A 22,579-nucleotide genomic window follows, 5' to 3' on the forward strand; every position below is an offset into this window, starting at 1 on the left:
TCGCCCCTACAGCCCTATGACGGGCCTTGGGGACGAAGCGTTGACGACGGGCGGCGAGCACATTGCGACTGAATGAGAAGGCGATCGCCCTCGCGCGGCGGCCACGCGTACCCCCGGATTCTTACCGACACCGAGTCGGTATCCTTTCCGACGTCATGTCGGCAAAAGGGGACGCTCCCCGAGGAGGACGAATGTTCCTGGCCCTGCGCGAGCTTCGCTTCGCGCGCTGGCGGTTCACGCTGATGGGCAGCGTGGTCGCCCTCATCGCGGTGCTGATGGTGCTGCTCTCCGGGCTGTCGTCGGGCCTGGTCAACGACGGCGTATCCGGCCTGCAACGGCTGCCGGTGACCGCCTTCGCCTTCGACGGCGGCACCAAGCTCGACTCGGCCTTCTCGCGTAGCGTCGTGGACAACCAGCAGGTCGCCCGGTGGCGCCAGCAACCCGGCGTGCGGGAGGCCGCGCCCTTCGGCAACATGCTGGTCAACGCACGCAGCGACCGGGGCGTACCGGTCGACCTCGCCCTCTTCGGCGTCGAGCCGAACTCCTTCCTGGCCCCGTCGGCCGGCGAGGGGACCGGGCTGGGCGCACCCGACGGGATCGTCGTCTCGCGGACCGCCCTCGACGCCGGCCTGCGGGTCGGTGACACGGTGACCGTCGACCGGATCGGCACCCCGCTCAAGATCGTCGGTGCCACCGCCGACCAGCACACCTTCGGTCACGTCGACGTGGCCTACCTGCCACTGGCGGCCTGGCAGCGCCTGCACGCCGGGGTCGGCCCCGGCCAGGAGCTTCCCGCCAAGGCCGCCGAGCAGGCCACCGCGGTCGCCATCAGGGCCGACGACACCGCCGACCTCGCCGCCGGGGACGCCGCCGCCGGCACGACGACCCTCGCGAAGCGGGAGTCGTACGGTGCGTCGCCGGGCTACAGCGCCGAGACCTCCACGCTGATGCTCATCCAGGTCTTCCTGTACGCCATCTCGGCGCTGGTCGTCGGCGCGTTCTTCACGGTCTGGACGATCAGCCGCAAACACGAACTGGCTGTGCTGCGCGCGATGGGGGCCGCCAAGCCGTACCTGCTGCGGGATGGCCTGGCGCAGGCGCTGGTCGTCCTCGTGGCCTCGATCGCCGCGGGGGTGGCGGTCGGGGTCGCCCTCGGCGGCCTGATGGGCGGCAGCGGCGTGCCGTTCGCCCTCGAAGCGCCCGCCGTGACCCTCGCGAGCCTGCTCCTGGTCCTGCTCGGTCTCCTCGGCGCCTGCGCGGCGATCGTCCGCGTTGCCTCCATCGACCCGCTCGCCGCCCTGGGAGGACAACGATGAGCAGCACCGAACGCACCGGCCTCGTCCTGTCCGGCGTGACCCTGCGCCTCGGGGACGGCGACGACACGGTCACCGCCCTGGACGGCGTCGACCTGATGGTCCGGCCGGGTGAACTGGTCGCCGTCGTCGGCCCCTCCGGCTCCGGCAAGTCCAGCCTGCTGGCGATCGCCGGGGCGCTGACCACCCCCGACGAGGGGACGGTCACCATCGACGGGCGCGACGTCACCGCGATGAGCGACCGGGCGAGGGCGGCGTACCGCCGCGACCACATCGGTTTCGTGTTCCAGAGCGGCAACCTGCTGCCGGCGCTCACCGCCCTGGACCAACTCCGGCTGGTCACCAACCTCAGCAAGAAGCGGATCGACTCCCGCGACCCGGCGCAACTCCTCGCCGATGTGGGAATGGCGCACCGGGCGGACCGGCGCCCCCACCAGCTCTCCGGCGGCGAGCGCCAGCGGGTGGGCATCGCCCGCGCCCTCGTGGGGCACCCGTCGCTGCTGCTGGTGGACGAGCCGACGGCCGCGCTGGACCGGGCGCGCAGCCACGAGGTGGTGCAACTGCTGGCCCAGGAGACGAAGCAGTCGGCGGTCGCCAGCGTCATGGTCACCCATGACCAGGACGTGCTGGAGCACTGCGACCGGGTGGTTGAGATGATTGACGGGCGGCTGTCCACCGGCTGACGGACGTGCAGGAGGAGGGCCCATGCCACGCATCAACGCGCCGACCGTAGCCCAGCACCGGGCCGAGCGACGCCGGGCCCTCCTCGACGCCGCCCGGTCGCTGCTGGCCGAGGACCCCCGCCACCCGCCCACCCTCGCCGCGGTGGCGGCCCGCGCGAAGCTGGCCCGCTCGTCGGTGTACGAGTACTTCCGCTCCGGCGACGCCCTGCTGCTGGAGCTGGTGAGGGAGGTGCTGCCGAACTGGTCCCGCCAGGTGACCGACGCGATGGCCGCGGCCGGCGGCCCGGGGGAGCAGGTGTTGGCGTACGTCGCCGCGAACCTCCGCCTGGTCGCCGAGGGTGAGCACGCCCTCGCCACCGCCCTGATCGAGTCGGTGCCGGGCGAGGAGACCAACGCCAGCACCCGGCAGATGCATGAGCAGATGAGCGGCCCTCTGGTGGCCGCCCTGAGCGAGCTGGGGCTGCCCGACCCGACCAGCACGGCGGGGCTGATCAGCTCGGTGGTCTACACCGCCAGCCGCATGATCGAGGCGGGGTCGGACACGACCGCCACCGGGGAACGGGTCCGTGAACTGCTCGGCCCGTTCCTGCTGGGCCGGGGAACCCCATAGCCGGCTACCCGTTCCGCCGGACGGGACGGGTTCAGGCGCGGCAGCCGGTGGTGGCGGTCAGGTCGGAGCCGGCCAGGGCCACGGTGACCACGCCCTGACGGTAGGCGTACACCTCGGGGGTTTCCAGGACGGCGGCGTCGGCCGCGACCGGGGCGAGCGCGCGGGCCGGCTCCGCCGGGGCGGGGTCGAGGGTGAGGCGGGCGGTGCGGGCCTGGCGGTCGGTGCCGGGGCAGGGCGCGGCGAGTTGCTGCGTGGGTGGGACGGGCGCCGGGTGGCCGAGCGCGCGCAGGGCGGCGGCCAGGGCGGCCGATTCCGGGCCGGCCTGGGCGGCGGGTGGCCGGTAGCCGTCGCCGATCGGGCGGCACCCGGTGCGGACGGTCAACCGGATCCGGCCGTCGCCGGCCGATCGCCCCGCCACCAGCACGAACTCCCCCGCGTCGGCGCGCAGCCGGGGGCCATCGTCGGTGGCCCGAACCCCGGCCTGCCAACCCGCCGGAAGCCGGTCGGCGACCCGGGTGAGCACCGCGCGCGGGTCGGCGCCGGGGTCGAGAATCTCCACCCCGCGCTCCAGCGTCGCGCCGTCGAGCAGCGGGGTCACCCGGCAGCCACGCTCGATCCGGTCCGGCTCTAGCGCGACGACCCCGTCGCCAGCCGCCGCGACCAGCTCACCGACCGCCCGGTCGACCACCGGCCCGGCCTGGGCCAGGCTGCGCTGCTCGCGGACGGTCGGCCCGTCGTCGCGGACCGAAACCCAGGTCAGTACGCCGAGCAGCACCGCCCAGGCCACGGTCGCGGCCAGCAGCCAGTGGGACCGACGGCGGGCGGGCGTCGGCTCTCGGGGACCGGTCGGCGGGGCGTATCCCGCCTGTGCAGCACCACTCACCGGGCCATCGTGTCACGCGATGTCGCCACCCCCGCCGGCACGCCGGTTCCGCCAGCCGGTGCAGGACGACCGCCGAAGCGCTCGTTTAAGAAAATTAAGATCAACTTATTGAAAGTTGAAGTAGCACCGGTTATAACTTTAGATATGACAGAGCAGGCGATGGACTGGCAGGAACTCACGAACCTGACCCGGGGCCAGCCGTTCGTCGTCGAGCGGGTGCGCCTGGCAGGCAACGGCGTCGCGATCGAGGGTGAGTTCGAGCTACCGCAACTGGCTCAGCTCAACGTCGAGGATCAGGTCTTCGTCACGGCGTTCGTGCGGTGCCACGGTTCCATCAAGGAGATGGAGCGGATCTTCGGGGTGAGCTACCCGACGATCAAGTCACGACTGAACCGGATCATGCAGATGCTCGACTTCGTCGAGACCGATCCGGCGCCGTCGCGGGCCGACGTCATCGATCGGTTGCGCCGCGGCGAGATCACCACACAGCAGGCGTTGTCCGAACTGGAGGGCCGCACGTGATGCCGCAGTTGCTGACCGTACGGGTCAAACGCCCGGACGGTCGTCCCATCCGGATCTGGGTCCCGGTGCTCCCCGTAGTGCTCGTGTTCTCACCGGTCGTGGCCCTGGTCGTGCTGGTGGCGGCCGTGGCCTGCCTCGTGTACCGCATCAGTGTGGTGCGCGCACTCGGCACCGGTTGGCGCGTCATCTCCGCGTTGCCCGGCACCCGGGTCGACATCGAGCAGGGCCGTTCGGCTGTGCTCGTAACCATCCGATAGGAGAGGTTCCGATGAACGAACAGCGCAAGGACATCCTCGACATGCTGGCCGAGGGCAAGATCACCGCAGCGGAGGCGGAGCAGCTCATCGCCGCGCTCGAACGGGCCCAGCCGGAGGCGGCGCCGAGCCTCGACGCCCGGCCGAAGGGCAGGGCGAAGTACCTGCGGGTGTTGGTGGACACCGTCGAGAACGGCGAGCCGGGACGGGTCAACGTGCGGGTGCCGCTGCAACTGCTGCGGGCCGGCGTACGGCTGGCGGCCCTGATCCCGCCGCAGGCGCTGGGGCAGGCCAACGCCGAACTGAACAAGTCGGGCGTGCCGTTCGACCTGACGCAGCTCAAGCCCGAACAGCTCGAGGCGCTCGTGGAGCACCTCGACGAGATGACCGTGGAGGTGGACCAGCCCGATGCCAAAGTGCGTGTCTTCTGCGAGTAGGCGCCGTCGGAGTTTGACGGACCCCCGAGAGGGTGCTGGAACACCCTCCCGAGGCCGCGCCCGCCACAGCAGTGCACGGTTGAACTGCCAACCTGAAGAATAGCCGCGCAGCCGGCCGGGTCGACTTCACACCGGGAGCGGCGAGGTCCACGCGGGGCCGGCTCTCTTCACCCTCGTACGGCGAGGGCCGGACCCCGGCGAGGTGGGCGCACGTCCTGGCCGGGTACCCGTGAAGGCGGGCGGGCGCGGCAACGGTCACGGCTCGGGCCGGTCACCCCTGAGGACGACCGGCCCGAGCCAATGCGCAGCGGTTGGCGTCAGGACCGGATTCCTCCTGAGGGAGTCGCCCGGACTGGCCCGCATAGCCGCCGAGATCACTTCTTTTTTGGTCCCGATCGGAATCTATGGTGTGGCGGTGTGCCGGCGAATTCCCTTGTCTGCATTGATCTGAGTAGCCAAGGCCTTCATCTGTGGATGCCTGTATAGCAAATCTAGTGCGTGGTCAAGTAGCTTGGCGCCATCAAGCACGTCGGTCGCACTCAGCGTCTCCTCATGGACACCTTGGTTCCCTATCCACTTTACCGCCAGGAGTGTGTCGGCTACATCAGGCTCCGTCTTCTTGAGATCGGAAAGCCGGCGATCTAGGGGTCGCTTCGATGCGTCACCCAATTCAGTCAAGAGCTGTTCAATTGCGAGGCGCAACCTGCCAGCGGCCGCGCCCGGGCTGGCCCACAGCAGGGTCGCCGCCTGGTCAACATGATGCCGAACTGACTCCGGGCAGTCTTCGGCGAACTCAATCAGTGGCAATGAGGGCTGAGCGAATCGCAGTAGATATGAGGAGTCGTAGGTTTGCTCATGGAAACCATCGGTAGTTTCGATGATTCGCATCTCGCCCGTCACTAAGACATCTTCACCGCATCGCTTTGCATTGCAACGCAACACTCCGCGGAATTTGCCAGTGATCCAATCGGGTTCCCACGCCGGGTGCGTCTGCTGAAGCGCCGTCGATTGAGCTGTTGGTAGGTCTTCTATTGCTTGAACGGAAAGAGTGGTGCTCCGACAAAAGGGGCAGGTCGTGTCAGGCCAGTCGTTTTCAACGATCCAATCAGCCAGTTTAGCGAGATGCTGGTTCATCACTGGATGATAGCTTATCGCCCGGCCAAGCCATGTCCCATATATGGCCCTGGAATTCCCACAAGTACCGTCGAAGCTCTTGGTGTACGCCGGTCAACCTTGACCAGCAGGGCCGCGCGGACAACGATGGAGGATTTGCGAGGCCTGTATCGGATCGCCTGCCTAACCACATTCCTTACCTGCCGGAACAAGGCCGCCCGGGAGCGGTTTGGCCCGCGGGTTCATCCTCAAGGACACGTACTACCCTGCAAACCTGCACGATCTTGGGGCACAAGCCCGCGCGATCGCCGGCAGGTGCTCATCGATACAAGTACCTGCTCGCCAAAGGAAGAAGACGGAACGAACTGGCGCAGCTTCGCTTTAACAGCCCACCCGCCGCCTGACCGACTCATCGAGCTTCTCAAGCTGCTTCAGAGCACGCCGCGTGAACTCTACGGACCACTTCACAGCCCGAGGTCCCGGACTGCCTGCGCCCAGGGTATCCCGGGCCCCTCGGACGATCGACGCGCCACGGCAGCACTGGCAATCGCCGCGTCCGCTGCGTCCTCGATCTCTTCGAGGATGCGCTCGATCGACTCGCGCATCGCCTGTCGAGTGCCCTCGTCCTCGTTTGCGACAGCCTTCCACATCCGCCGGCACGCCTCGCGGACCTGGTTCTCCTGCGCCTCCCAGAACGCCTCAAGGTCATCAAGGTCATTCTGCTCCGCCACCGAAGTGGGTACCACCGCAGCAATCCGGCGACCTTTACGCGTGAGATAGACGACCTTGCCTCCCTCGGCCTGCTCGACGGCCTCGACGGGGGCGGGCGCATGCTCAGGAATCTCGTACTCGTACGCGTGAGCTGCGGTCATAGGCGGGATCGTAGCCCAGAACGGTGCTCTACGAGCCGGATTGATCTATCGGCGGCTCGCAGGTTCCTGAGATCCCGGGCGGACACAGATGAGCCCTGGCCGGCTCCTTACTCGACCGGTCACCGACTCGACAGTACGGCCGCCTGGGCAGGCCCATGCGGACCCGAAGAAGTGTCAGCTACCGGTCAGGGCTTACGCAGCCACGTCTCCGGATCGGTGACGAAGATGCCCTTGCCCTGGTGACGGCTGATGACCCCGAGCGCTTCCAGCCGCACGTTGACAAGGTTGATCGTCGACGCACTGACCTTGAACCGGCCGCACTGCTCACTGATCGAGGGCAGCTTGTCCCCCGGCTTGTACTTACCCGACCTGACGTCGGCAACTATCTCGTCAGAGATCCGGATGTAGTCCGGGGTCGCAGGCATGGCACTCCTCGCGTGGCACCTCCGATTCGATCACGCACTCATCACCACGTGCAACCACGCACTGCAACCAGGCGTTGACTCTTTCCAGTTATTCAAATAAGTTGGCGGTGAGCGCTCCTCGCGTGGCAACGAGTAGGGCTCTCCCCCGGTCGGGGCGGGTGTCGGAGATGGAAGGGATACGCCCGTCCCGGCCGCCTCCAGCGGCAGCGCCATCCCACGGCTGCCCTTGCGGAAAGGCGGTCCTCATCGTGCGCAGGTTCCTCCGGCTGTTCCGCCGGAACCGGTCGACGGCAACCGGCCGATCCGTGGCAGCCGAGCGGCCACCCGACCGGCCGCCACCGGCCCGGCACCGCGCCACCAACCGGCCCGCGACCAACCGCGCCGACAACCGACCCGCCACCCGGCCCGCCGGACAGTCCGGGCCATCGGGGCGACACAACGCTGGCCACCACTACCGGTCGACGGCGCACCGGCCGCTCTGCGCCAGTCAGGTGCGGCAGCAGTGGTTCAGCTGGTCCCGGCACGGGCTGGACCCGGCCGAGGTGGACGGCTTCCTGCACCGGATCGCCGACGAGTTGACCGCCCTGCACGCCGAGCTGAACCGTACCCGGGAGGAGAACGTGCGGATCAAGGGCGTGCTCCGCGACTGGCAGTCCCGGTTCGGCCCCCGGGTGGTACGCCGGTGACCGCCGCGACCGAGCGCGAGCGGTACGTCGTACACCTGACCGTTGCCGCCGACGACCTGCCGGCGGCGCGGCTGCTGGCCCGCTCGATCGGCCGGTCGCTGGCGTTCCTACCGGAGCTGGTGCTCGGCGAGACGACGGTGTCCGAGGAGGGCACGCCGGACACGCAGCATCAGGTCTTCTGCGACCGGCGGCTCGGCGGGCGACGTCGCTGCATCCGGCGGGTCGGCCATCCGGGCGGCTGCACCTCGTGAGCGCCCCCCGATGCCCGCCGTCGGCCGATTGCCTCGGTTATCGCGGAACGGCTCGGGCCGGTCACCCCGTTCAGGGGCGACCGGCCCGAGCCGATCCACGCTTACACCTCAGGCGACCGTTACAGCGACCTCGTTGATGCCGCGCGCGGCCGTGACGGCGGCGTCGCCGTTGCCGTGCCGGGAGAGCGCCCGCAGCGTCCAGGCGCCGGGCGCGGCGAAGAAGCGGAACTGCCCGGCCGGGGAGGTGACCACCTCGGCGGTGAACTCACCGGTGGAGTCGAGCAGCCGGACGTACGCGCCCGCGACGACCTCGCCGGCCTCGGACCGGACGTCGCCGGTGATGACGGTTTCCTTCTCCAGGTCCAGGCTGGCCGGCAGCGGGGCGGCCTGGTCGGGCGCGGCGCACCCGGCAGCGGTGGGAGCGGTCATGGCTCAGGCCTCCCCGGGCTCGTCGCCGAGCGCGACCGGCACGCCGACCAGCGAGCCGTACTCGGTCCAGGAACCGTCGTAGTTCTTCACGTTGGGGTGGCCGAGCAGCTCCTGGAGCACGAACCAGCTGTGCGAGGAGCGCTCGCCGATCCGGCAGTAGGCGATGGTCTCCTTGCCGTCGTCGAGCCCGGCCGCGGCGTAGATCTTGCGCAGCTCGTCGTCGGACTTGAAGGTGCCGTCCTCCTTCGCGGCCTTGGACCACGGCACACTGATCGCGGTGGGGATGTGCCCGGCGCGCTGGGCCTGCTCCTGCGGCAGGTGGGCGGGGGCGAGCAGCCGGCCGGCGAACTCGTCGGGGCTGCGCACGTCGACCAGGTTCTTGGTGCCGATCGCGTCGATGACCTCGTCACGGAAGGCGCGGATGGTGTTGTCCGGCTCCTGCGCGACGTACTCGGTCCGCGGCCGGGTCACCGCGTCGGTGACCAGCGGGCGGGCGTCCAGCTCCCACTTCTTGCGACCGCCGTCGAGCAGCTTGACGTCGCGGTGGCCGTAGAGCTTGAAGTACCAGTACGCGTACGCGGCGAACCAGTTGTTGTTGCCGCCGTACAGGACGACGACGTCGTCGTTGCCGACGCCGCGCTCGGAGAGCAGCGCCTCGAACTGGCTCTTGTTGACGAAGTCCCGGCGGACCTGGTCCTGGAGGTCGGTCCGCCAGTCCAGCTTGATCGCGCCGGCGATGTGGCCGGTGTCGTAGGCCGAGGTGTCCTCGTCGACCTCGACGAAGACGACGCCCGGGGCGTCGATGTTCTTCTCGGCCCATTCGGCCGAGACGAGTGCGGTGTCGCGACTCATCAGATCACTCCCTGGTGAGGATGGATGGTGAGCCTGCGCGGGATCGAAATAGGTGACTGTCGCACCACGCGCGGGACCCAGTGGGAAGGACGGGATCACGGGTTCGTGCGACGGCGCCGCTGCCGGGCGAAGAGGGGGAAACACCGGAGGGTACGCAGACCCTGTGGCCGGTGGCCGCCGTCAGGCGGCCGAGGACAGCCCCGCCGTCAGATGACGGGGCGACACAGGCAGGTGGCCACGCGACACAGGTCGATCGCGCGCCGTTTGGTGAGGTGCGTCCCCATGAACAGGGAGGCTACCAGCCGTCCCGGGGAGCGCCACCGGCCCGACCAGCATCCGGGACGGCCTTCCCGGCCGGGGCGACACCGTCCCGGCCGGGGCGACACCGTCCCGGCCGGGACACGGGCGGCTCAGCCGGCCGAGTTGATCGGGACGTCCTTCGCGGCGGCGGTCACCGCGAGCCCCCCGGGCAGCGGCTTGACCTCGCGCACGACGAGCTGGAACGGCAGCTCGGGCAGGGGCACGTCGATCGAGATGCCCTTGGCGTAGTTGTTGAGCAGGGTGCGGGCCAGCGGGATGTTCGGCAACCCTTCGGCGTCGAGGTCGTTGAAGCTCAGCGACACCTTTCCCTCCTTGCTGACGGTCACCTTGGCGGTGCCGGTGACGGTCAGCTTCTGCCCGAGAATGTCGACCGGGGCGGTGACGGCGAGCTTGCCGTCCCGCTCGCCGAGGGTCAGGCCGGGCCGGTCGAGGAGCTTCGCCAGGCTGTCGTACGTGATGGTGCCGGTGCCGTCGACGGTCTCGGCGACCACGTCGCCCTGCTGGGTGCGCAGGGTGTCCAGGGAGGCCCGCACGTTGCGGGCGTCGACGTCCAGCGTCGGCAGGCTGACCGCGTCACCCCGCACCGAGCCCTGCACGTCGCGCAGCTTGATGGTGATCCGCTCGTACTTGCCGTCGAGCACCTGGGTGAGGAAGGGGAAGCCGCCCACCTCGACCTCGGGCGCCGAGGACTGCGCGTCCTGCTTGGCGATCTCCTTGGTGACCTGGTCGGCGATGGCCCGTTCGGCGACCCCGGCGGCGATCCGGTCGGCCGCCACCAGCAGCCCGGCCAGGATCACCAGCAGGACCAGGAGCGTGATGAGCACCTTGCGCCCACGTCGCCGGGGGCGCTCCTCGTGCGCCGGGTAGGCCTCCGCCACGCCCGCCTCCTTCTGTCCTGGCCGGCGCCCGATGGGACGCCGACGGTCGGGTGCTGCCGCCCTACGGCTGCTGCCGCCCTGCGGCGCACCGCACAGTACCCGGGCGGGGAAACCCTCAACCGTTGGCCGAGCCCGGCCGGCGGGCGGGCGCCGCCGGCCGGTCGCTCACAGGAACAGCACGCACATCGCGTACGCCGCCGGGGCGGACAGGGCGAAGCCGCCGAGCGGGCCCTGCATGTGCCGGGCGACCCACATCGTCGGCAGCTCGCCGGCCATCAACCGGCCCGCCTCGGCGTACCCGACGGCGAGGTCGGCCAGCACGGCGGTGGCGGCGGTGACCAGCCCGATCACCGCACCGCTGGTCGGGGTGAAGCTGACCAGGTAACTGCCCAGGACGGCGCTGGCCAGGGTGCCGGCCATCGCGCCGGCCACCACGCCCGCCGCGCCCCGGGGCACCTGCGGCGCGAGCCGGGGCCAGGGCAGCACCGCGTCGGTGATCCGGGCGACGGTCAGCGCGACACCGGTGGCGGTGAGGCAGACGGTGATCGCCTGGGTGCCGGCCGGGATCCGGCTGAGCACGATGAGCGTGGCGAAGGCGACCACGCCGACCACGATCAGCAGGGTGGTGCCGAGCGAGTCGGTGACCCGAACCCGGTCGACCCGGCGGACGAGCTGCCCGAGCACGCCGAGCAGGAAGCCGCCGGCCGCCAGGTATCCGAGCGGGGCGAGACCGGCGATGTCGGACTGCACGGCGGCGGTGTCGGCGGCGGCGGCCACCACCGCGCTGACCAGGGCGACCAGCAGCAGCGCGGGTGGGCGCATGGCCATCGTCCAGGCCAGGACGAAGATCAACTGCACGCCGAAGATGATGAACGCGAACGGCAACCGGTGCCCGGGCCCGGCGGTCTGCGCGCCGAGCACCAGGCCGACGCCGAGCAGTGCGGCGAACCCGGCGACGGTGAGCGAGAGCGGCCGGCGCACCTCGACCGGCTCGAACTCCTCCTCCTCGTCGACGTCGTCGACGGCCTCGTCGTCGGGCCGCCGGCCCGGGTCGCCGCTGCGGCGCAGCCTGCGGGGGCGACCCCGCCTGGCCGGGGGACCGTCGTCGACGTCCGGGCCGATGCGCGGGACCGGTGGGTGCGCACGACCGGCCGGCCCTGGTGGGACGTCGTCGTCGGCCCACGGGTCCCGGCCGGCCTCGGAGGAGGTCGGGGGATACACGTCCCGATCGTGCCAGACCCAGGTGTCACCGTGGTGGCCACGGTTTCAGCAACGTTAAAACCTGCGGCACGATCGCGGGCAAGGCGGACAAAGAGGAAACCGCGCGAATGTGCAGGCAGGGCGATCGGTTACCCTCAAGCCGATACCCGCCCGTCAGCGACGCCGGGACCCACGCAAGTTCTCAGCGCCACCCCCCACCCGGGAGTGTCGCTGGTCGCGCGCGGCCACAGGGCCGCCGGGACGGAGGTGATCGTGTGGAGATCCTGCTGCTGGTGACCGCACGCGCAGGCGAACCATCGATGGTGCTGCCGGCGCTCGACCTGCTGCCACACTCGGTGCGCACCGCGCCGCGCGACGTCCGCACCCTGGTCGCCGGGCCCAGTCCGGACGCCGTGCTGGTGGACGCCCGGTCGGAGCTGAGCGAGGCCCGGGCCACCTGCCGGATGCTGCACGCCACCGGGCTCGGCGTGCCGCTGGTCGCGGTGGTCACCGAGGCCGGGCTGATCGCGCTGAACGCCGACTGGGGCGTCGACGACGTCATCCTGGCCGGCGCCGGGCCGGCCGAGGTCGAGGCCCGGCTGCGGTTGGCGGTCGGCCGACTGAGCAACGCCACCGCCGGGGCCTGCGGCTCGATCCGGGCCGGCGAGCTGACCATCGACCCGGACACCTACGCCGCGAAGCTCAAGGGCCGGCCGCTCGACCTGACGTACAAGGAGTTCGAGCTGCTGAAGTTCCTGGCCCAGCACCCGGGCCGGGTGTTCACCCGGGACCAGCTCCTGCGCGAGGTCTGGGGCTACGACTACTTCGGCGGCACCCGGACGGTGGACGTGCACGTGCGGCGGCTGCGGGCCAAGCTCGGCTCGGAGTACGAGTCGATGATCGGCACGGTCCGCCAGGTCGGCTACAAGTTCGTCGTGCCGCCGTCGCGGTCGCTGCCCGAGTCCGAGCACGCCCCGGTCCCGGCCTGAGTCACGATCCCGGCCTGGGCCCCGTACCGCATTGGGGTAAGTGCGATAGCTGCGGGCTTGATCGATGGATCGCGGCGAAAACCCTGACCATGTTAATAGACCCTCGCCGATGCGGATGGGCAGGTGAGGTGGGACAGCGTGCCCGCCGTCCGAGCGGCTCGGGTGCCGGGCGGGTAGTGCCACCTCGCCCCTTTGCTCTGCTGCCGCCACCGCAACACCAGCACCAGCCTGCAACACCAGCACCAGCCTCGCGCAGCAGCTTCGCGTCGGGTGCCGGCACGAGAGGTCGGCAGAACCGTCACGCTCCATGAGCGTTGCACCGGGGGCGGCAGTGCAAAGGGGGCGCTGCGGGGTTGCCCGCCGGTCAGCGACGGCAACAGCGGCGGCGTCCCCGCCTCCCGGAGTGGGGCGGACTTCACGATCGTTGTCTCACAAATCAGCAGACGATCACGCCAGGCCCGGCCGGGACTGTCCCGTCGGCCACCTGTTCCCGATTTGCCCTATTTGCACGACTCGTCGGTCTTATTCTGACTGTCGGGTCGATGGCGGAAGGGGCGACGGTGCGTGCGATGACCACGGGGGCGAAGAGGGGCCGGTCCCGGCGCCCGAGCGGCGGTGTCGGCTGATGGCCCCCACAGCGGGCGGGCGATTCGTCGGGTTCGCCGCAGTCGTGGTGGCCGTGCTGCTCGGCTCCGCGTTCGCGCTCGGGCAGAAGATGGCCCCCGAGCCGAGGCCGCACCCTACGGGAGTCGCGAGGAACGCTGACGAACCGCCGTACGCCGACCAGCCGCCGGGGGCCGCCCCCACCTCCCCCACTGCCGGGCCCACCGCCGGGCCCACCGTCGGCGGCCAGAACGGCGCCACCGGGCAGCCGACGGAGACAGCGGGTGACGGCCTGTTCGGCGCTCGGGTCGACACGGGATCGGCGGAGGTGGCGCTCACCTTCGACGACGGGCCCAACCCGCAGTACACCCCGCAGGTCCTGGCGCTGCTACGGGAGTACGGCGTCAAGGCCACCTTCTGCGTGGTCGGCGAGAACGCCTGGAACCACCCAGACCTGATCCAGGCGATCGTGGCCGACGGGCACACCCTCTGCAACCACTCCTGGCAGCACGACGTGCTGCTCGGCAAGCGGTCGCCGGACGTGATCCGCGCCGACCTGCTGCGCACCAACGCGGCGATCCGGGACGCCGTGCCCGACGCGCCGATCGGCTACTTCCGGCAGCCCGGCGGCGCGTGGACGTACCCGGTGGTGTCGGCGGCCGAGGAGATCGGCATGATCCCGCTGCACTGGACCGTCGACCCGTCGGACTGGAAGGCGCCGGGGGCAGCGAAGATCTCCGCCGTGGTCTCGGCCGACGTGCATCCTGGCGCGGTCGTGCTGCTGCACGACGCGGGTGGCGACCGGCAGGGCACCGTGGACGCGCTGCACAGCATCCTGCCGAAACTGACCGGCCGGTTCCGGCTGGAGGCCCTGCCCATCCCCGCCGGCACCGCCTGAGCCCCCGGCGGCAGGCAGCGCCCCCACGTCAGCACGCCGGGACCCGGGCCGCACCCGTTACGGTTACGGGATGAGCAGCGCCAAGCCGACGACCGACCGGGTGACCCGCAGTGAGACGCTGACGGCGGCCGAGGCGGCCGACGTGCTGGCCCTGGCCCGGGCGGCCGGGGACGCCGACGGGGCCGACCCGTTCGACGAGCACGCGCTGCTGCGGATGCGCGACCCGCAGGCCCCGGCCATACACCTCACCGCCCGCGCGCCGGACGGGACGCTGGCCGGCTACGCCCACCTGGACACCACCGACCCGGCGGCCGGCATCGGCGTGGAACTGGCCGTCCACCCCACCCACCGTCGGCGGGGCACCGGCCGGGCGCTGGCCCGGGCGGTGCTCGACGCGGCCGCCGGGCCGGTACGGGCCTGGGCCCACGGCGACCACCCGTCCGCCGCCGCCCTGGCCGTCGACCTCGGCCTCACCCGGGCCCGGGTGCTCTGGCAGCTTCGTCGCCCGCTGGCCGACCCGCCGGCCGAGCCGCGCCTGCCCGACGGGGTGGTCCTGCGCGCGTTCGCCCCCGGGACGGACGACGACGCCTGGCTCGCGCTCAACGCCCGGGCCTTCGCCAGCCACCCCGAGCAGGGGCGTTGGACGGCAGCCGACCTACGGGTACGCCTCACCGAGCCGTGGTTCGATCCGGCCGGCTTCCTGCTCGCCGTCGAGTCCGCCACGGGGCGGCTGCTCGGCTTCCACTGGACCAAGGTGCACGAGCGGCCCGGGTCGGCCCGGATCGGCGAGGTCTACGTGCTCGGTGTCGACCCGGAGGCGCACGGCGGCGGCCTGGGCCGGGCGCTGACCACGGCGGGGCTGGCGTACCTGCGGGACCAGCGCGGGCTGGACCGGGTGATGCTCTTCGTCGACGAGTCGAACACCGCAGCGGTCGCGTTGTACGAGCGGGCCGGCTTCGCCCGCTGGTGCGCCCATGTCAACTACCACCTCGGCTGAGGCCGCCGCCGACCCAGCGGCACGTGCGTCACGGCGACGCCACGTGGAGGCTCTCTGTTCACCCCTCGTTCACGTCTGACGGGCGATCCGGCTACCTGGCGCTCCTAGCTTTCAGGTCAGCCGGTCACGCCGGCCTCCCCCCGGGCCCCCATCCGGAGCGGCCCGTCCAGACGTGAAGGGAAACCCCTCAGGTGAAGCTCCAGCGGCACGGCACTATCGCCTGCCTCGCTCTCACTGCGGTGCTCGGTCTCAGTGCATGCGGCTCGGACAACAACGAGCCCGCCGGCGGCGCCTCGGCCTCCGGGTCGGCCGCCGCGGCCGACTGTGCCACCGGCACCCTGAACGCGCAGGGCTCCTCGGCCCAGAAGAACGCCATGGCCGAGTGGATCAAGGCTTACCAGCAGAAGTGCGTTGGCAGCACGATCAACTACGAGCCGTCCGGCTCGGGCGCGGGCATCCAGGCGTTGATCGCCGGCACCGCCGACTTCGCCGGCTCCGACTCGGCCCTGAAGCCGGAGGAGCAGCCGCAGGCCGACGCCAAGTGCTCCGGCGGCAAGGCCGTCCACCTGCCGATGGTGATCGGCCCGGTGGCCGTCGCCTACAACGTCAGCGGCGTGGACAACCTCCAGCTCAAGCCGGCGACCCTGGCGAAGGTCTTCGCCGGCAAGGTGACCAGGTGGGACGACCCGGCCATCAAGGCCGACAACCCGGACGCCAAGCTGCCGCCGACCACCATCCAGACGGTGCACCGCTCGGACGAGTCCGGCACCACCGACAACTTCACCAAGTTCCTGGCCAAGACCGCGAGCGCGGACTGGACCTTCGAGAACGCCAAGGCGTGGAAGGCCCCGGGCGGCACCGGCGCGAAGGGCTCGGACGGCGTGGCCAGCTCGGTCAAGGGCGCCGACGGCTCGATCGGCTACCTGGAGTGGTCCTTCGCCGAGAACGCCGGCCTGAAGATGGCGAAGATCGGTAACGGCGCGGGCGAGTTCGCCGAGCTGACCGCCGAGAACGCGGGCAAGACCATCGCCGGGGCCAAGATCGAGGGGCAGGGCGACGACCTCAAGATGTCGGTCGACTACAACACCAAGGAGGCCGGGGCGTACCCGATCGTCCTGGTGACGTACGAGATCGTCTGCGGCAAGGGCCTAGCCGCCGACAAGCTGCCGCTGGTCAAGGGCCTGCTGGGGCACGCGGCCAGCGCCGAGGGCCAGGCCGAGCTGACCGACCTGGGCTACGCCCCGCTGCCGGACTCGGTCCGGACCAAGGTCGAGGCCGCGGTCAAGAACCTCTCCTGACTCCACGCCTACACCACCTCCCTCAACTCGAAGCGAGCGAGCCGATGGGTGAAACCCCTTCCCGCTCGGCCGACGCCGGCACCGGCGGGATCCGCGTGGCCTCAGGCCAGGAGCGGCCCGCCGGCGCCCCGGCGCGTGTGGCCGAGTCACCAGTCAGCACCCGTACCCCGGGCGGGGACGGCCTCGGCGGCGGCGGTGGCCTGCCCCGGGCGCGGGCCTTCGGGGCGGAGCGCGCGTTCCGCGGTCTGACCCTGGCCGCCGGCACCACCGTCCTGGTGATCATCGCCGCCATCGCGGGCTTCCTGATCGCCAAGGCGGTGCCGGCCCTGCGCGCCGACACCGCGAACTTCTGGACGTACGAGGGCTGGTCGCCGAACGACACCACCCCGAGGTTCGGCATCGGCACGCTCGCCTTCGGCACGGTGCTCAGCTCCGCGCTGGCCCTGCTCATCGCGGTGCCGGTGGCGCTGGGCATCGCGCTCTTCCTCTCCCACTACGCCCCGCGCCGGCTCGGCACCGCCCTCGGCTTCCTGATCGACCTGCTCGCCGCCGTGCCGAGCGTGGTCTTCGGGCTCTGGGGGCGGGACGTCTTCGTCGCCCCGGTCCGGGACTTATCCGCCTGGCTGAACCAGTACTTCGGCTGGATCCCGATCTTCGGCGGCGACGGCCCGTTCGGTAAGTCGATCATGCTCGGCTCGCTGGTGCTGGCGATCATGGTGCTGCCGATCGTCACCTCGCTCTCCCGCGAGGTGTTCCTCCAGACCCCGACCGCGAACGAGGAGGCGGCGCTCGCGCTCGGCGCGACCCGCTGGGAGATGATCCGCACCGCCGTCCTGCCGTACGGCCGCCCCGGCATCATCGCCGCGGTGATGCTCGGCCTGGGCCGGGCGCTCGGCGAGACCATCGCCCTGGCGATGACCCTCGGCATCACCTTCGGCGTCTCGTTCAACCTCATCGAGAACGGCGGCAACACCATCGCCGCGAACATCGCCAACGCGTTCGGCGAGGCGAACGACACCGGACGGGGTGCGCTGATCGCCTCCGGCCTGGTGCTGTTCACCATCACGTTGATCGTCAACATCACCGCGCGGGCGATCGTCCACCGCCGCCGGGAGTTCACGGAGTCGGCCGCATGACCACCACCATCGCCAACCAACACCCCCGGCCCCCGGCCCAGCCGCCCAGCCTCCGGGCGAAGCGGCTGCCCCGGTACGCCGCCCCCGCGATCGCCCTGGCGGCCGTCGTGGTCGCCGCCGCGATCGTGTACGGCGCCGGCATCGGCGGCCCGGTCCTCGTCGTGGTCCTCGCCGCGCTGCTCCACCTGGCCGGCCTCTTCGCGGCCAGCAACGCCGTCGAGGGGCGGCGGTCGGCCCGCAACCGCACCTGGAGCGCGCTGATCCACTCCGCGTTCGTGCTGGCCGCCCTGCCCCTGGCCTCGGTGGTCTGGACGCTGGTCAGCAAGGGCGTCGAGCGCCTGGACGGCGACTTCTTCGGCACCTCGATGAACAACATCGGGGCCCGGGACCCGAACGGCGGCGCGTACCACGCGATCGTCGGGACGCTGGAGCAGGTCGGCATCGCCGCCCTGATCACCGTCCCGCTCGGCATCCTCTGCGCCATCTACGTCGTCGAGTACGGCCGGGGCCGGTTCGCCTTCGCGATCCGGTTCTTCGTCGACGTGATGACCGGCATCCCGTCCATCGTCGCCGGCCTGTTCGTGCTGGCGTTCTGGGTGCTGGTCGTCTCGCCCGTGTTCAACGACGGGCGGCCGGGCTTCTCCGGCTTCGCCGCCGCGCTCGCGCTGAGCGTGCTGATGCTGCCCACCGTGGTCCGCTCCACGGAGGAGATGCTGCGGCTCGTCCCCGCGCCGCTGCGCGAGGGGGCGTACGCCCTCGGCGTGCCGAAGTGGAAGACCATCCTGCGGGTCGTGCTGCCCACGGCGCTGCCCGGCATCGTCACCGGCGTCATGCTCGCCGTCGCGCGGGCGGCCGGCGAGACCGCGCCGGTGCTGCTCGTCGCCGGCGGCGGCGCGGCGATCAACTTCAACCCGTTCGAGGACAACCAGTCGTCGCTGGCCCTCTTCGTCTACCAGCAGGCCGGCGACGCGTCCCGGTACGCGCCGGCGCGGGCGTGGACCGCCGCGCTGACCCTGGTCGCCCTCGTGCTGGTCCTGACGGTCGCGGCGAAGCTGCTGGCCCGCCGGAACCGGCTCGGCCGATGAACCCCGGAGGTACCACCATGGCCAAGCGCATCGACGCCACGAACGTGACCGCCTACTACGGCTCCTTCAAGGCGATCGAGAACATCAACCTGACCGTCGAGCCGAAGACGGTGACCGCCCTGATCGGGCCGTCCGGCTGCGGCAAGTCGACGTTCCTGCGGTCGATCAACCGGATGCACGAGGTGCTGCCGGGGGCCCGGGTCGAGGGCGACCTGACCATCGACGGGCAGAACATCTACGACCGCGACGTGGACGTCACCGCCGTGCGCCGGACGATCGGCATGGTCTTCCAGCGGCCGAACCCGTTCCCCACGATGAGCATCTTCGAGAACGTGGTGGCCGGGCTGCGGCTCAACGGGCTACGCAAGAAGTCCGTCCTGAACGAGGCGGCCGAGCGGGCGCTGCGCGCGGCGAACCTGTGGGACGAGGTGAAGGACCGCCTCGGCAAGCCGGGCGCGGGCCTGTCCGGCGGTCAGCAGCAGCGGCTCTGCATTGCCCGGACGATCGCGGTCGAGCCGCAGGTGGTGCTGATGGACGAGCCCTGCTCGGCGCTGGACCCGATCTCCACGCTGGCGATCGAGGACCTGATGTTCCAGCTCAAGGACAAGTTCACCATCATCATCGTCACGCACAACATGCAGCAGGCCGCCCGCGTCTCCGACCGCACGGCCTTCTTCTCGATCGAGAAGACCGGCGACCCGGGCCGCCTCATCGAGTACGACAACACCCAAAAAATCTTCAGCAACCCGACCCAAAAAAAGACCGAGGACTACATCACCGGCCGCTTCGGCTGACCCCACCCCACCCCCACCCCGTCGATCTTGCAGTTGCGGCCCTCATTTCGAGCTGTATGCCGGATTTGACCGGGCCGGAAATGCAAGATCGGCGAGGGGGTGGGCATTCAGTCGAGGACGAAGCGGGGTTCGCCGTCGGCGGGCAGGTCCAGGCGGGGGGCGATCGGGGTGGCGGCGTCGCGGGTGGCGGACGCGCGGGCCACCCCGGCCAGGTCGCCGGCGGCGGCCACCTGGGCCAGGGTGACCAGGGTCGGCGGGAGCATGGTCAGCTCACCGGCCTCCGCCCGGGCCAGGGCGTCCGCCGGGCGCACCCACATCGTGTGGTCGGCCTCCCCGGAGACGTCCCGGGTCCGTTGCCCCTGCGGCAGCAGAGCCACGAAGAAGTACGTGTCGAAGCGGCGCGGCTCGAACTCCGGGGTGATCCACCGGCTCCACGGCAGCAGCAGGTCCGACCGGAGGGTGAGCTTCCGCTCGCCGAGCAGGTCGGCGAAGCCCCTTCGACGGGCCTCCAGGTCCTGCCGCGCGGTCTCCCAGTCGTCGCCGCTGACGTCGCCCACCACGGTCGACGGGTCCGGGCCGGCCAGCAGCACCCCGGACTCCTCGAAGACCTCCCGGGCGGCGGCGCAGACAACCGCCTGCGCGGCGTCCGGCGCGACGCCCAGCCGCCCCGCCCAGCCGGCCGGCTCGGGGCCCGCCCAGTCGAGGTGGGCCTGGGAGTCCGACGGGTCCACCCCGCCGCCGGGGAAGGCGTAGACGCCGCCGAAGACCATCGCGGCGACGCGGCGGATGACGTACACCTCGAAGTCGGCGCCGGCCGGGCGGAGCAGCAGCACGGTGGCCGCGACCCGGGGCCGCGCCGGTGTGCCGCCCTCGGCGCGGAACCGGCGGGCGTGCTCGACCAGGGCCGGCGGGGCGGCGAAGCCGTCGCTGTCGATCGTCATGCGTCGAGCCTAGTCCCGCAGGGTGGGCCGCCCGATTCGGCGGACGTCGGGGCCCGGACCGGCCCCGGCTAGCGTGGCCGCATGACACGTTGGGGGATTCTGGCCACCGGCCACATCGCCGGCCGCTTCGCCGAGGACCTCCGGCTGGTGCCCGGAGCCGAGCTGGTGGCGGTCGGCTCGCGGACGCCGGAGGGCGCGCGGCGGTTCGCCGACAGGCACGGCGCGGAGCGGGCGTACGGCTCCTGGGCGGAACTGGCCGCCGACGACGAGGTGGACGCGATCTACGTGGCCACGCCGCACGTCGCGCACCACGAGGCGACCATGACCTGCCTGGCCGCCGGCCGGGCGGTGCTGGTGGAGAAGCCGTTCACCCTCGACCTGGCGGACAGCACCGAACTGGTCGAGGCGGCCCGCTCCCGGGGGGTCTTCCTCATGGAGGCCATGTGGATGCGGACGAACCCGCTGATCCTGCGGGTGGTCGAGCTGATCGCCGAGGGCGCGATCGGGCAGGTCACCGGCGTGCAGGCGGACTTCGGGGCGGCCGGGCCGTTCGCGCCGGAGCACCGGATGCGGGCCCGCGCCCTCGGCGGCGGGGCCCTGCTCGACCTGGGCGTCTACCCGGTCAGCCTGGCCCACCTGCTGCTCGGCGTCCCGCAGCACGTCCGGGCCTGGGCGAAGCTCGGCCCCGAGGGGGTCGACGAGAACACCGGCATGGTGTTCGGGTACGACTCGGGGGCGGTGGCGACGCTGAGCTGCGGCATGATCGGGGCCACCCCGATGGTCGCCTCGATCACCGGCACCGCCGGCCGGATCGACCTGCCCGCGCCGTTCTTCCGGCCGCCGTCGGCGACCCTGCACCGGGCCGGGGCCGACCCGGAGACGATCCCCGCCGACCTGACCGGCGGCGGCTACCAGTACGAGGCCGCCGAGGTGCAGCGCTGCCTCGCCGCGGGGCTGACCGAGAGCCCGCTGGTCCCGCACTCGACCACCCTTGAGGTGATGGCCCTGCTGGACGCCGTCCGGGAACAGATCGGCGTGCGCTACCGGTGAGGCGGAGGGGCTCCCCCCGTCGACGGGGAGCCCCTCCGAACCCGGCTGTCAGCCGAAGAGCGGGCGGACCAGCAGGTAGGTGATGCAGGAGATCAGCGCCGCGGCCGGGAACGTGATGACCCAGGCGATCACGATGTTGCCGGCGACGTTCCAGCGCACGGCGGAGAGCCGCTTGGTGGCGCCCACACCCATGATCGCCGAGGTGATCGTGTGGGTGGTGGAGATCGGGGCCTTGAGCACCAGGGCGTTGAAGTAGAGCACCGCGCTGGCCACCGTCTCGGCGGCGAAGCCCTCCGGCGGGCCCAGGTCGATGATCTTGCGGCCCAGGGTCCGGATGATCCGCGCGCCGCCGGTGTAGGTGCCGGCCGCGAGCATGGTCGCCGAGGTCCAGAACACCCAGCCCGGGATGTGGCTCGTGTCGCTCTGGAAGCCGCCGGTGTAGAGGGCGAGGACCACGATGCCCATGGTCTTCGCGGCGTCCTGCATGCCGTGGCCGACGGACATGGCCGCCGCCGAGGCGGTCTGCGCCCAGCGGAAGCCCCGGTTGAGCTTGCCCGGGTGACCCTTGCGGAAGGCCCAGAGGATCGCCAGCATCAGCAGGTAGCCCAGGGTCAGGCCGATGATCGGCGAGATCACCATCGGCAGGATGACCTTCTCGCCGATGGTGGTCCACTGCACCACGCCGCCGGTGGCCAGCAGGGTCGCCCCGACGAGGCCGCCGAAGAGCGCGTGCGAGGACGACGACGGCAGGCCGAAGTACCAGGTGATCAGGTTCCAGGCGATCGCGCCGAGCACCCCGGCGAAGACGACCCCCAGGCTCGCCAGCCCGGTGGGCAGGGTGACCAGGCCCTCGCCCACGGTCTTGGCGACGCCCGCGCCGAAGTGCGCACCGACGAAGTTGCCGACCGCGGCGAGGGCCAGCGCGATCCTGGGGGTGAGGGCGCGGGTGGAGATGCTGGTCGCGATCGCGTTCGCGGCGTCGTGGAAGCCGTTGGTGTAGTCGAACAGCAGGGCCACCGCGATCACCGCCAGCACGGCGATGAGTTCGGGACTCACAGG

General features: G+C 71.3%; 26 protein-coding genes and 1 pseudogene. 16 read left to right on the top strand and 11 right to left on the bottom strand.

Annotation, left to right across the window (positions count from 1 at the left end):
• Positions 1-191: 191 nt before the first annotated feature.
• Genes GVV04_RS08420 through GVV04_RS08430 form a run of 3 tightly spaced genes read left to right on the top strand, consistent with a single transcriptional unit; the run spans position 192 to position 2,606 of the window.
• Positions 192-1,316 carry an ABC transporter permease gene (locus GVV04_RS08420; protein WP_161686220.1) on the top strand — a complete coding sequence of 375 codons (1,125 nt, stop codon included), beginning with the start codon at positions 192-194 and terminating at the stop codon, positions 1,314-1,316.
• Positions 1,313-1,996, top strand: coding sequence for an ABC transporter ATP-binding protein (locus GVV04_RS08425; RefSeq protein ID WP_161686222.1), 684 nt, complete (start codon positions 1,313-1,315; stop codon positions 1,994-1,996). The genes GVV04_RS08420 and GVV04_RS08425 overlap by 4 nt, the downstream gene beginning before the upstream one ends.
• 22 nt (positions 1,997-2,018) lie before the next feature.
• Complete coding sequence (locus tag GVV04_RS08430) at positions 2,019-2,606, top strand: TetR/AcrR family transcriptional regulator (RefSeq protein ID WP_161686224.1); 588 nt, start codon at positions 2,019-2,021, stop codon at positions 2,604-2,606.
• A 31-nt stretch (positions 2,607-2,637) separates the two neighbouring features.
• On the opposite strand, the gene GVV04_RS08435 is transcribed toward GVV04_RS08430, so the two are convergent.
• Positions 2,638-3,489: a hypothetical protein gene (locus tag GVV04_RS08435; protein ID WP_161686226.1), complete on the bottom strand. Its 852-nt coding sequence runs from the start codon at positions 3,487-3,489 to the stop codon at positions 2,638-2,640.
• 144 nt (positions 3,490-3,633) lie between these two features.
• Here GVV04_RS08435 and GVV04_RS08440 point away from each other — a divergent pair, with 144 nt between their 5' ends.
• The 3 genes from GVV04_RS08440 to GVV04_RS08450 all read left to right on the top strand — a co-directional run bounded on the left by GVV04_RS08440 (position 3,634) and on the right by GVV04_RS08450 (position 4,702).
• Positions 3,634-4,011 (top strand): DUF2089 domain-containing protein, encoded by a 378-nt coding sequence (locus GVV04_RS08440; RefSeq protein WP_201753007.1) that lies wholly within the window; start codon positions 3,634-3,636, stop codon positions 4,009-4,011.
• An 83-nt stretch (positions 4,012-4,094) separates the two neighbouring features.
• Positions 4,095-4,268: a hypothetical protein gene (locus tag GVV04_RS08445; protein ID WP_235965733.1), complete on the top strand. Its 174-nt coding sequence runs from the start codon at positions 4,095-4,097 to the stop codon at positions 4,266-4,268.
• Between the two features lie 11 nt (positions 4,269-4,279).
• Positions 4,280-4,702, top strand: a complete 423-nt coding sequence (locus tag GVV04_RS08450; RefSeq protein ID WP_161686230.1) for an SHOCT-like domain-containing protein — start codon at positions 4,280-4,282, stop codon at positions 4,700-4,702.
• Positions 4,703-5,104: 402 nt separating this feature from the next.
• Here GVV04_RS08450 and GVV04_RS08455 read toward each other — a convergent pair whose 3' ends face one another.
• From GVV04_RS08455 to GVV04_RS08465, 3 genes are all read right to left on the bottom strand, one after another.
• Positions 5,105-5,836 (bottom strand): DUF4145 domain-containing protein, encoded by a 732-nt coding sequence (locus GVV04_RS08455; RefSeq protein ID WP_161686232.1) that lies wholly within the window; start codon positions 5,834-5,836, stop codon positions 5,105-5,107.
• 443 nt (positions 5,837-6,279) lie between these two features.
• Positions 6,280-6,687: a hypothetical protein gene (locus tag GVV04_RS08460; protein WP_161686233.1), complete on the bottom strand. Its 408-nt coding sequence runs from the start codon at positions 6,685-6,687 to the stop codon at positions 6,280-6,282.
• 185 nt (positions 6,688-6,872) lie between these two features.
• Positions 6,873-7,112 carry a winged helix-turn-helix domain-containing protein gene (locus GVV04_RS08465; RefSeq protein ID WP_161686235.1) on the bottom strand — a complete coding sequence of 80 codons (240 nt, stop codon included), beginning with the start codon at positions 7,110-7,112 and terminating at the stop codon, positions 6,873-6,875.
• A 248-nt stretch (positions 7,113-7,360) separates the two neighbouring features.
• On the opposite strand from GVV04_RS08465, the gene GVV04_RS08470 reads away from it, so the two are divergent.
• Together GVV04_RS08470 and GVV04_RS08475 are read left to right on the top strand one after the other, a co-directional pair.
• A complete protein-coding gene (locus GVV04_RS08470) occupies positions 7,361-7,798 on the top strand; it encodes a DivIVA domain-containing protein (RefSeq protein WP_328822273.1) in 438 nt (145 codons plus the stop codon).
• Positions 7,795-8,043: pseudogene (locus tag GVV04_RS08475) on the top strand (hypothetical protein); the annotation flags it as partial. The gene GVV04_RS08470 and the pseudogene GVV04_RS08475, both read left to right, overlap by 4 nt.
• A gap of 114 nt (positions 8,044-8,157) precedes the next feature.
• Here the strand turns inward: GVV04_RS08475 and GVV04_RS08480 are convergent.
• The 5 genes from GVV04_RS08480 to GVV04_RS08495 form a co-directional block, all read right to left on the bottom strand.
• Positions 8,158-8,478 carry a DUF1416 domain-containing protein gene (locus GVV04_RS08480; protein WP_161686241.1) on the bottom strand — a complete coding sequence of 107 codons (321 nt, stop codon included), beginning with the start codon at positions 8,476-8,478 and terminating at the stop codon, positions 8,158-8,160.
• Between the two features lie 3 nt (positions 8,479-8,481).
• Positions 8,482-9,330, bottom strand: coding sequence for a sulfurtransferase (locus tag GVV04_RS08485; RefSeq protein ID WP_161686243.1), 849 nt, complete (start codon positions 9,328-9,330; stop codon positions 8,482-8,484).
• A gap of 206 nt (positions 9,331-9,536) precedes the next feature.
• The gene (locus GVV04_RS34745; protein ID WP_407938779.1) at positions 9,537-9,614 is read right to left on the bottom strand and encodes an Ms5788A family Cys-rich leader peptide; all 78 of its coding nucleotides are present in this window, start codon (positions 9,612-9,614) and stop codon (positions 9,537-9,539) included.
• Between the two features lie 126 nt (positions 9,615-9,740).
• Entirely contained in the window at positions 9,741-10,529 is a 789-nt protein-coding gene (locus tag GVV04_RS08490; protein ID WP_161686245.1) for an LmeA family phospholipid-binding protein, read from the bottom strand.
• A gap of 165 nt (positions 10,530-10,694) precedes the next feature.
• Positions 10,695-11,750 carry a hypothetical protein gene (locus GVV04_RS08495; protein WP_161686247.1) on the bottom strand — a complete coding sequence of 352 codons (1,056 nt, stop codon included), beginning with the start codon at positions 11,748-11,750 and terminating at the stop codon, positions 10,695-10,697.
• 299 nt (positions 11,751-12,049) lie between these two features.
• On the opposite strand from GVV04_RS08495, the gene GVV04_RS08500 reads away from it, so the two are divergent.
• The 7 genes from GVV04_RS08500 (at position 12,050) to pstB (ending at position 19,529) form a co-directional block, all read left to right on the top strand.
• On the top strand, positions 12,050-12,718 hold the full coding sequence (locus tag GVV04_RS08500; RefSeq protein WP_201753212.1) for a winged helix-turn-helix transcriptional regulator: 669 nt from the start codon (positions 12,050-12,052) through the stop codon (positions 12,716-12,718).
• A gap of 625 nt (positions 12,719-13,343) precedes the next feature.
• A complete protein-coding gene (locus GVV04_RS08505; RefSeq protein ID WP_161686250.1) occupies positions 13,344-14,219 on the top strand; it encodes a polysaccharide deacetylase family protein in 876 nt (291 codons plus the stop codon).
• Between the two features lie 70 nt (positions 14,220-14,289).
• Positions 14,290-15,216, top strand: coding sequence for a mycothiol synthase (mshD, locus tag GVV04_RS08510; protein WP_161686252.1), 927 nt, complete (start codon positions 14,290-14,292; stop codon positions 15,214-15,216).
• Positions 15,217-15,407: 191 nt separating this feature from the next.
• Positions 15,408-16,514: a phosphate ABC transporter substrate-binding protein PstS gene (pstS, locus tag GVV04_RS08515; protein WP_161686254.1), complete on the top strand. Its 1,107-nt coding sequence runs from the start codon at positions 15,408-15,410 to the stop codon at positions 16,512-16,514.
• Positions 16,515-16,558: 44 nt separating this feature from the next.
• Positions 16,559-17,650 carry a phosphate ABC transporter permease subunit PstC gene (gene pstC / locus GVV04_RS08520; protein WP_161686256.1) on the top strand — a complete coding sequence of 364 codons (1,092 nt, stop codon included), beginning with the start codon at positions 16,559-16,561 and terminating at the stop codon, positions 17,648-17,650.
• Entirely contained in the window at positions 17,647-18,735 is a 1,089-nt protein-coding gene (pstA, locus tag GVV04_RS08525; protein ID WP_161686258.1) for a phosphate ABC transporter permease PstA, read from the top strand. The genes pstC and pstA overlap by 4 nt, the downstream gene beginning before the upstream one ends.
• Before the next feature lie 17 nt (positions 18,736-18,752).
• On the top strand, positions 18,753-19,529 hold the full coding sequence (gene pstB, locus GVV04_RS08530; protein WP_161686260.1) for a phosphate ABC transporter ATP-binding protein PstB: 777 nt from the start codon (positions 18,753-18,755) through the stop codon (positions 19,527-19,529).
• 107 nt (positions 19,530-19,636) lie between these two features.
• On the opposite strand, the gene GVV04_RS08535 is transcribed toward pstB, so the two are convergent.
• Positions 19,637-20,470, bottom strand: a complete 834-nt coding sequence (locus tag GVV04_RS08535; protein ID WP_161686262.1) for an NUDIX hydrolase — start codon at positions 20,468-20,470, stop codon at positions 19,637-19,639.
• An 81-nt stretch (positions 20,471-20,551) separates the two neighbouring features.
• Here GVV04_RS08535 and GVV04_RS08540 point away from each other — a divergent pair, with 81 nt between their 5' ends.
• Positions 20,552-21,520, top strand: a complete 969-nt coding sequence (locus GVV04_RS08540) for a Gfo/Idh/MocA family protein (protein ID WP_161686264.1) — start codon at positions 20,552-20,554, stop codon at positions 21,518-21,520.
• Positions 21,521-21,568: 48 nt separating this feature from the next.
• On the opposite strand, the gene GVV04_RS08545 is transcribed toward GVV04_RS08540, so the two are convergent.
• Positions 21,569-22,576 (bottom strand): inorganic phosphate transporter, encoded by a 1,008-nt coding sequence (locus tag GVV04_RS08545; protein WP_161686266.1) that lies wholly within the window; start codon positions 22,574-22,576, stop codon positions 21,569-21,571.
• Positions 22,577-22,579: the final 3 nt, after the last annotated feature.

This window comes from Micromonospora rubida (genome assembly GCF_009908295.1).
Lineage (GTDB): Bacteria > Actinomycetota > Actinomycetes > Mycobacteriales > Micromonosporaceae > Micromonospora > Micromonospora rubida.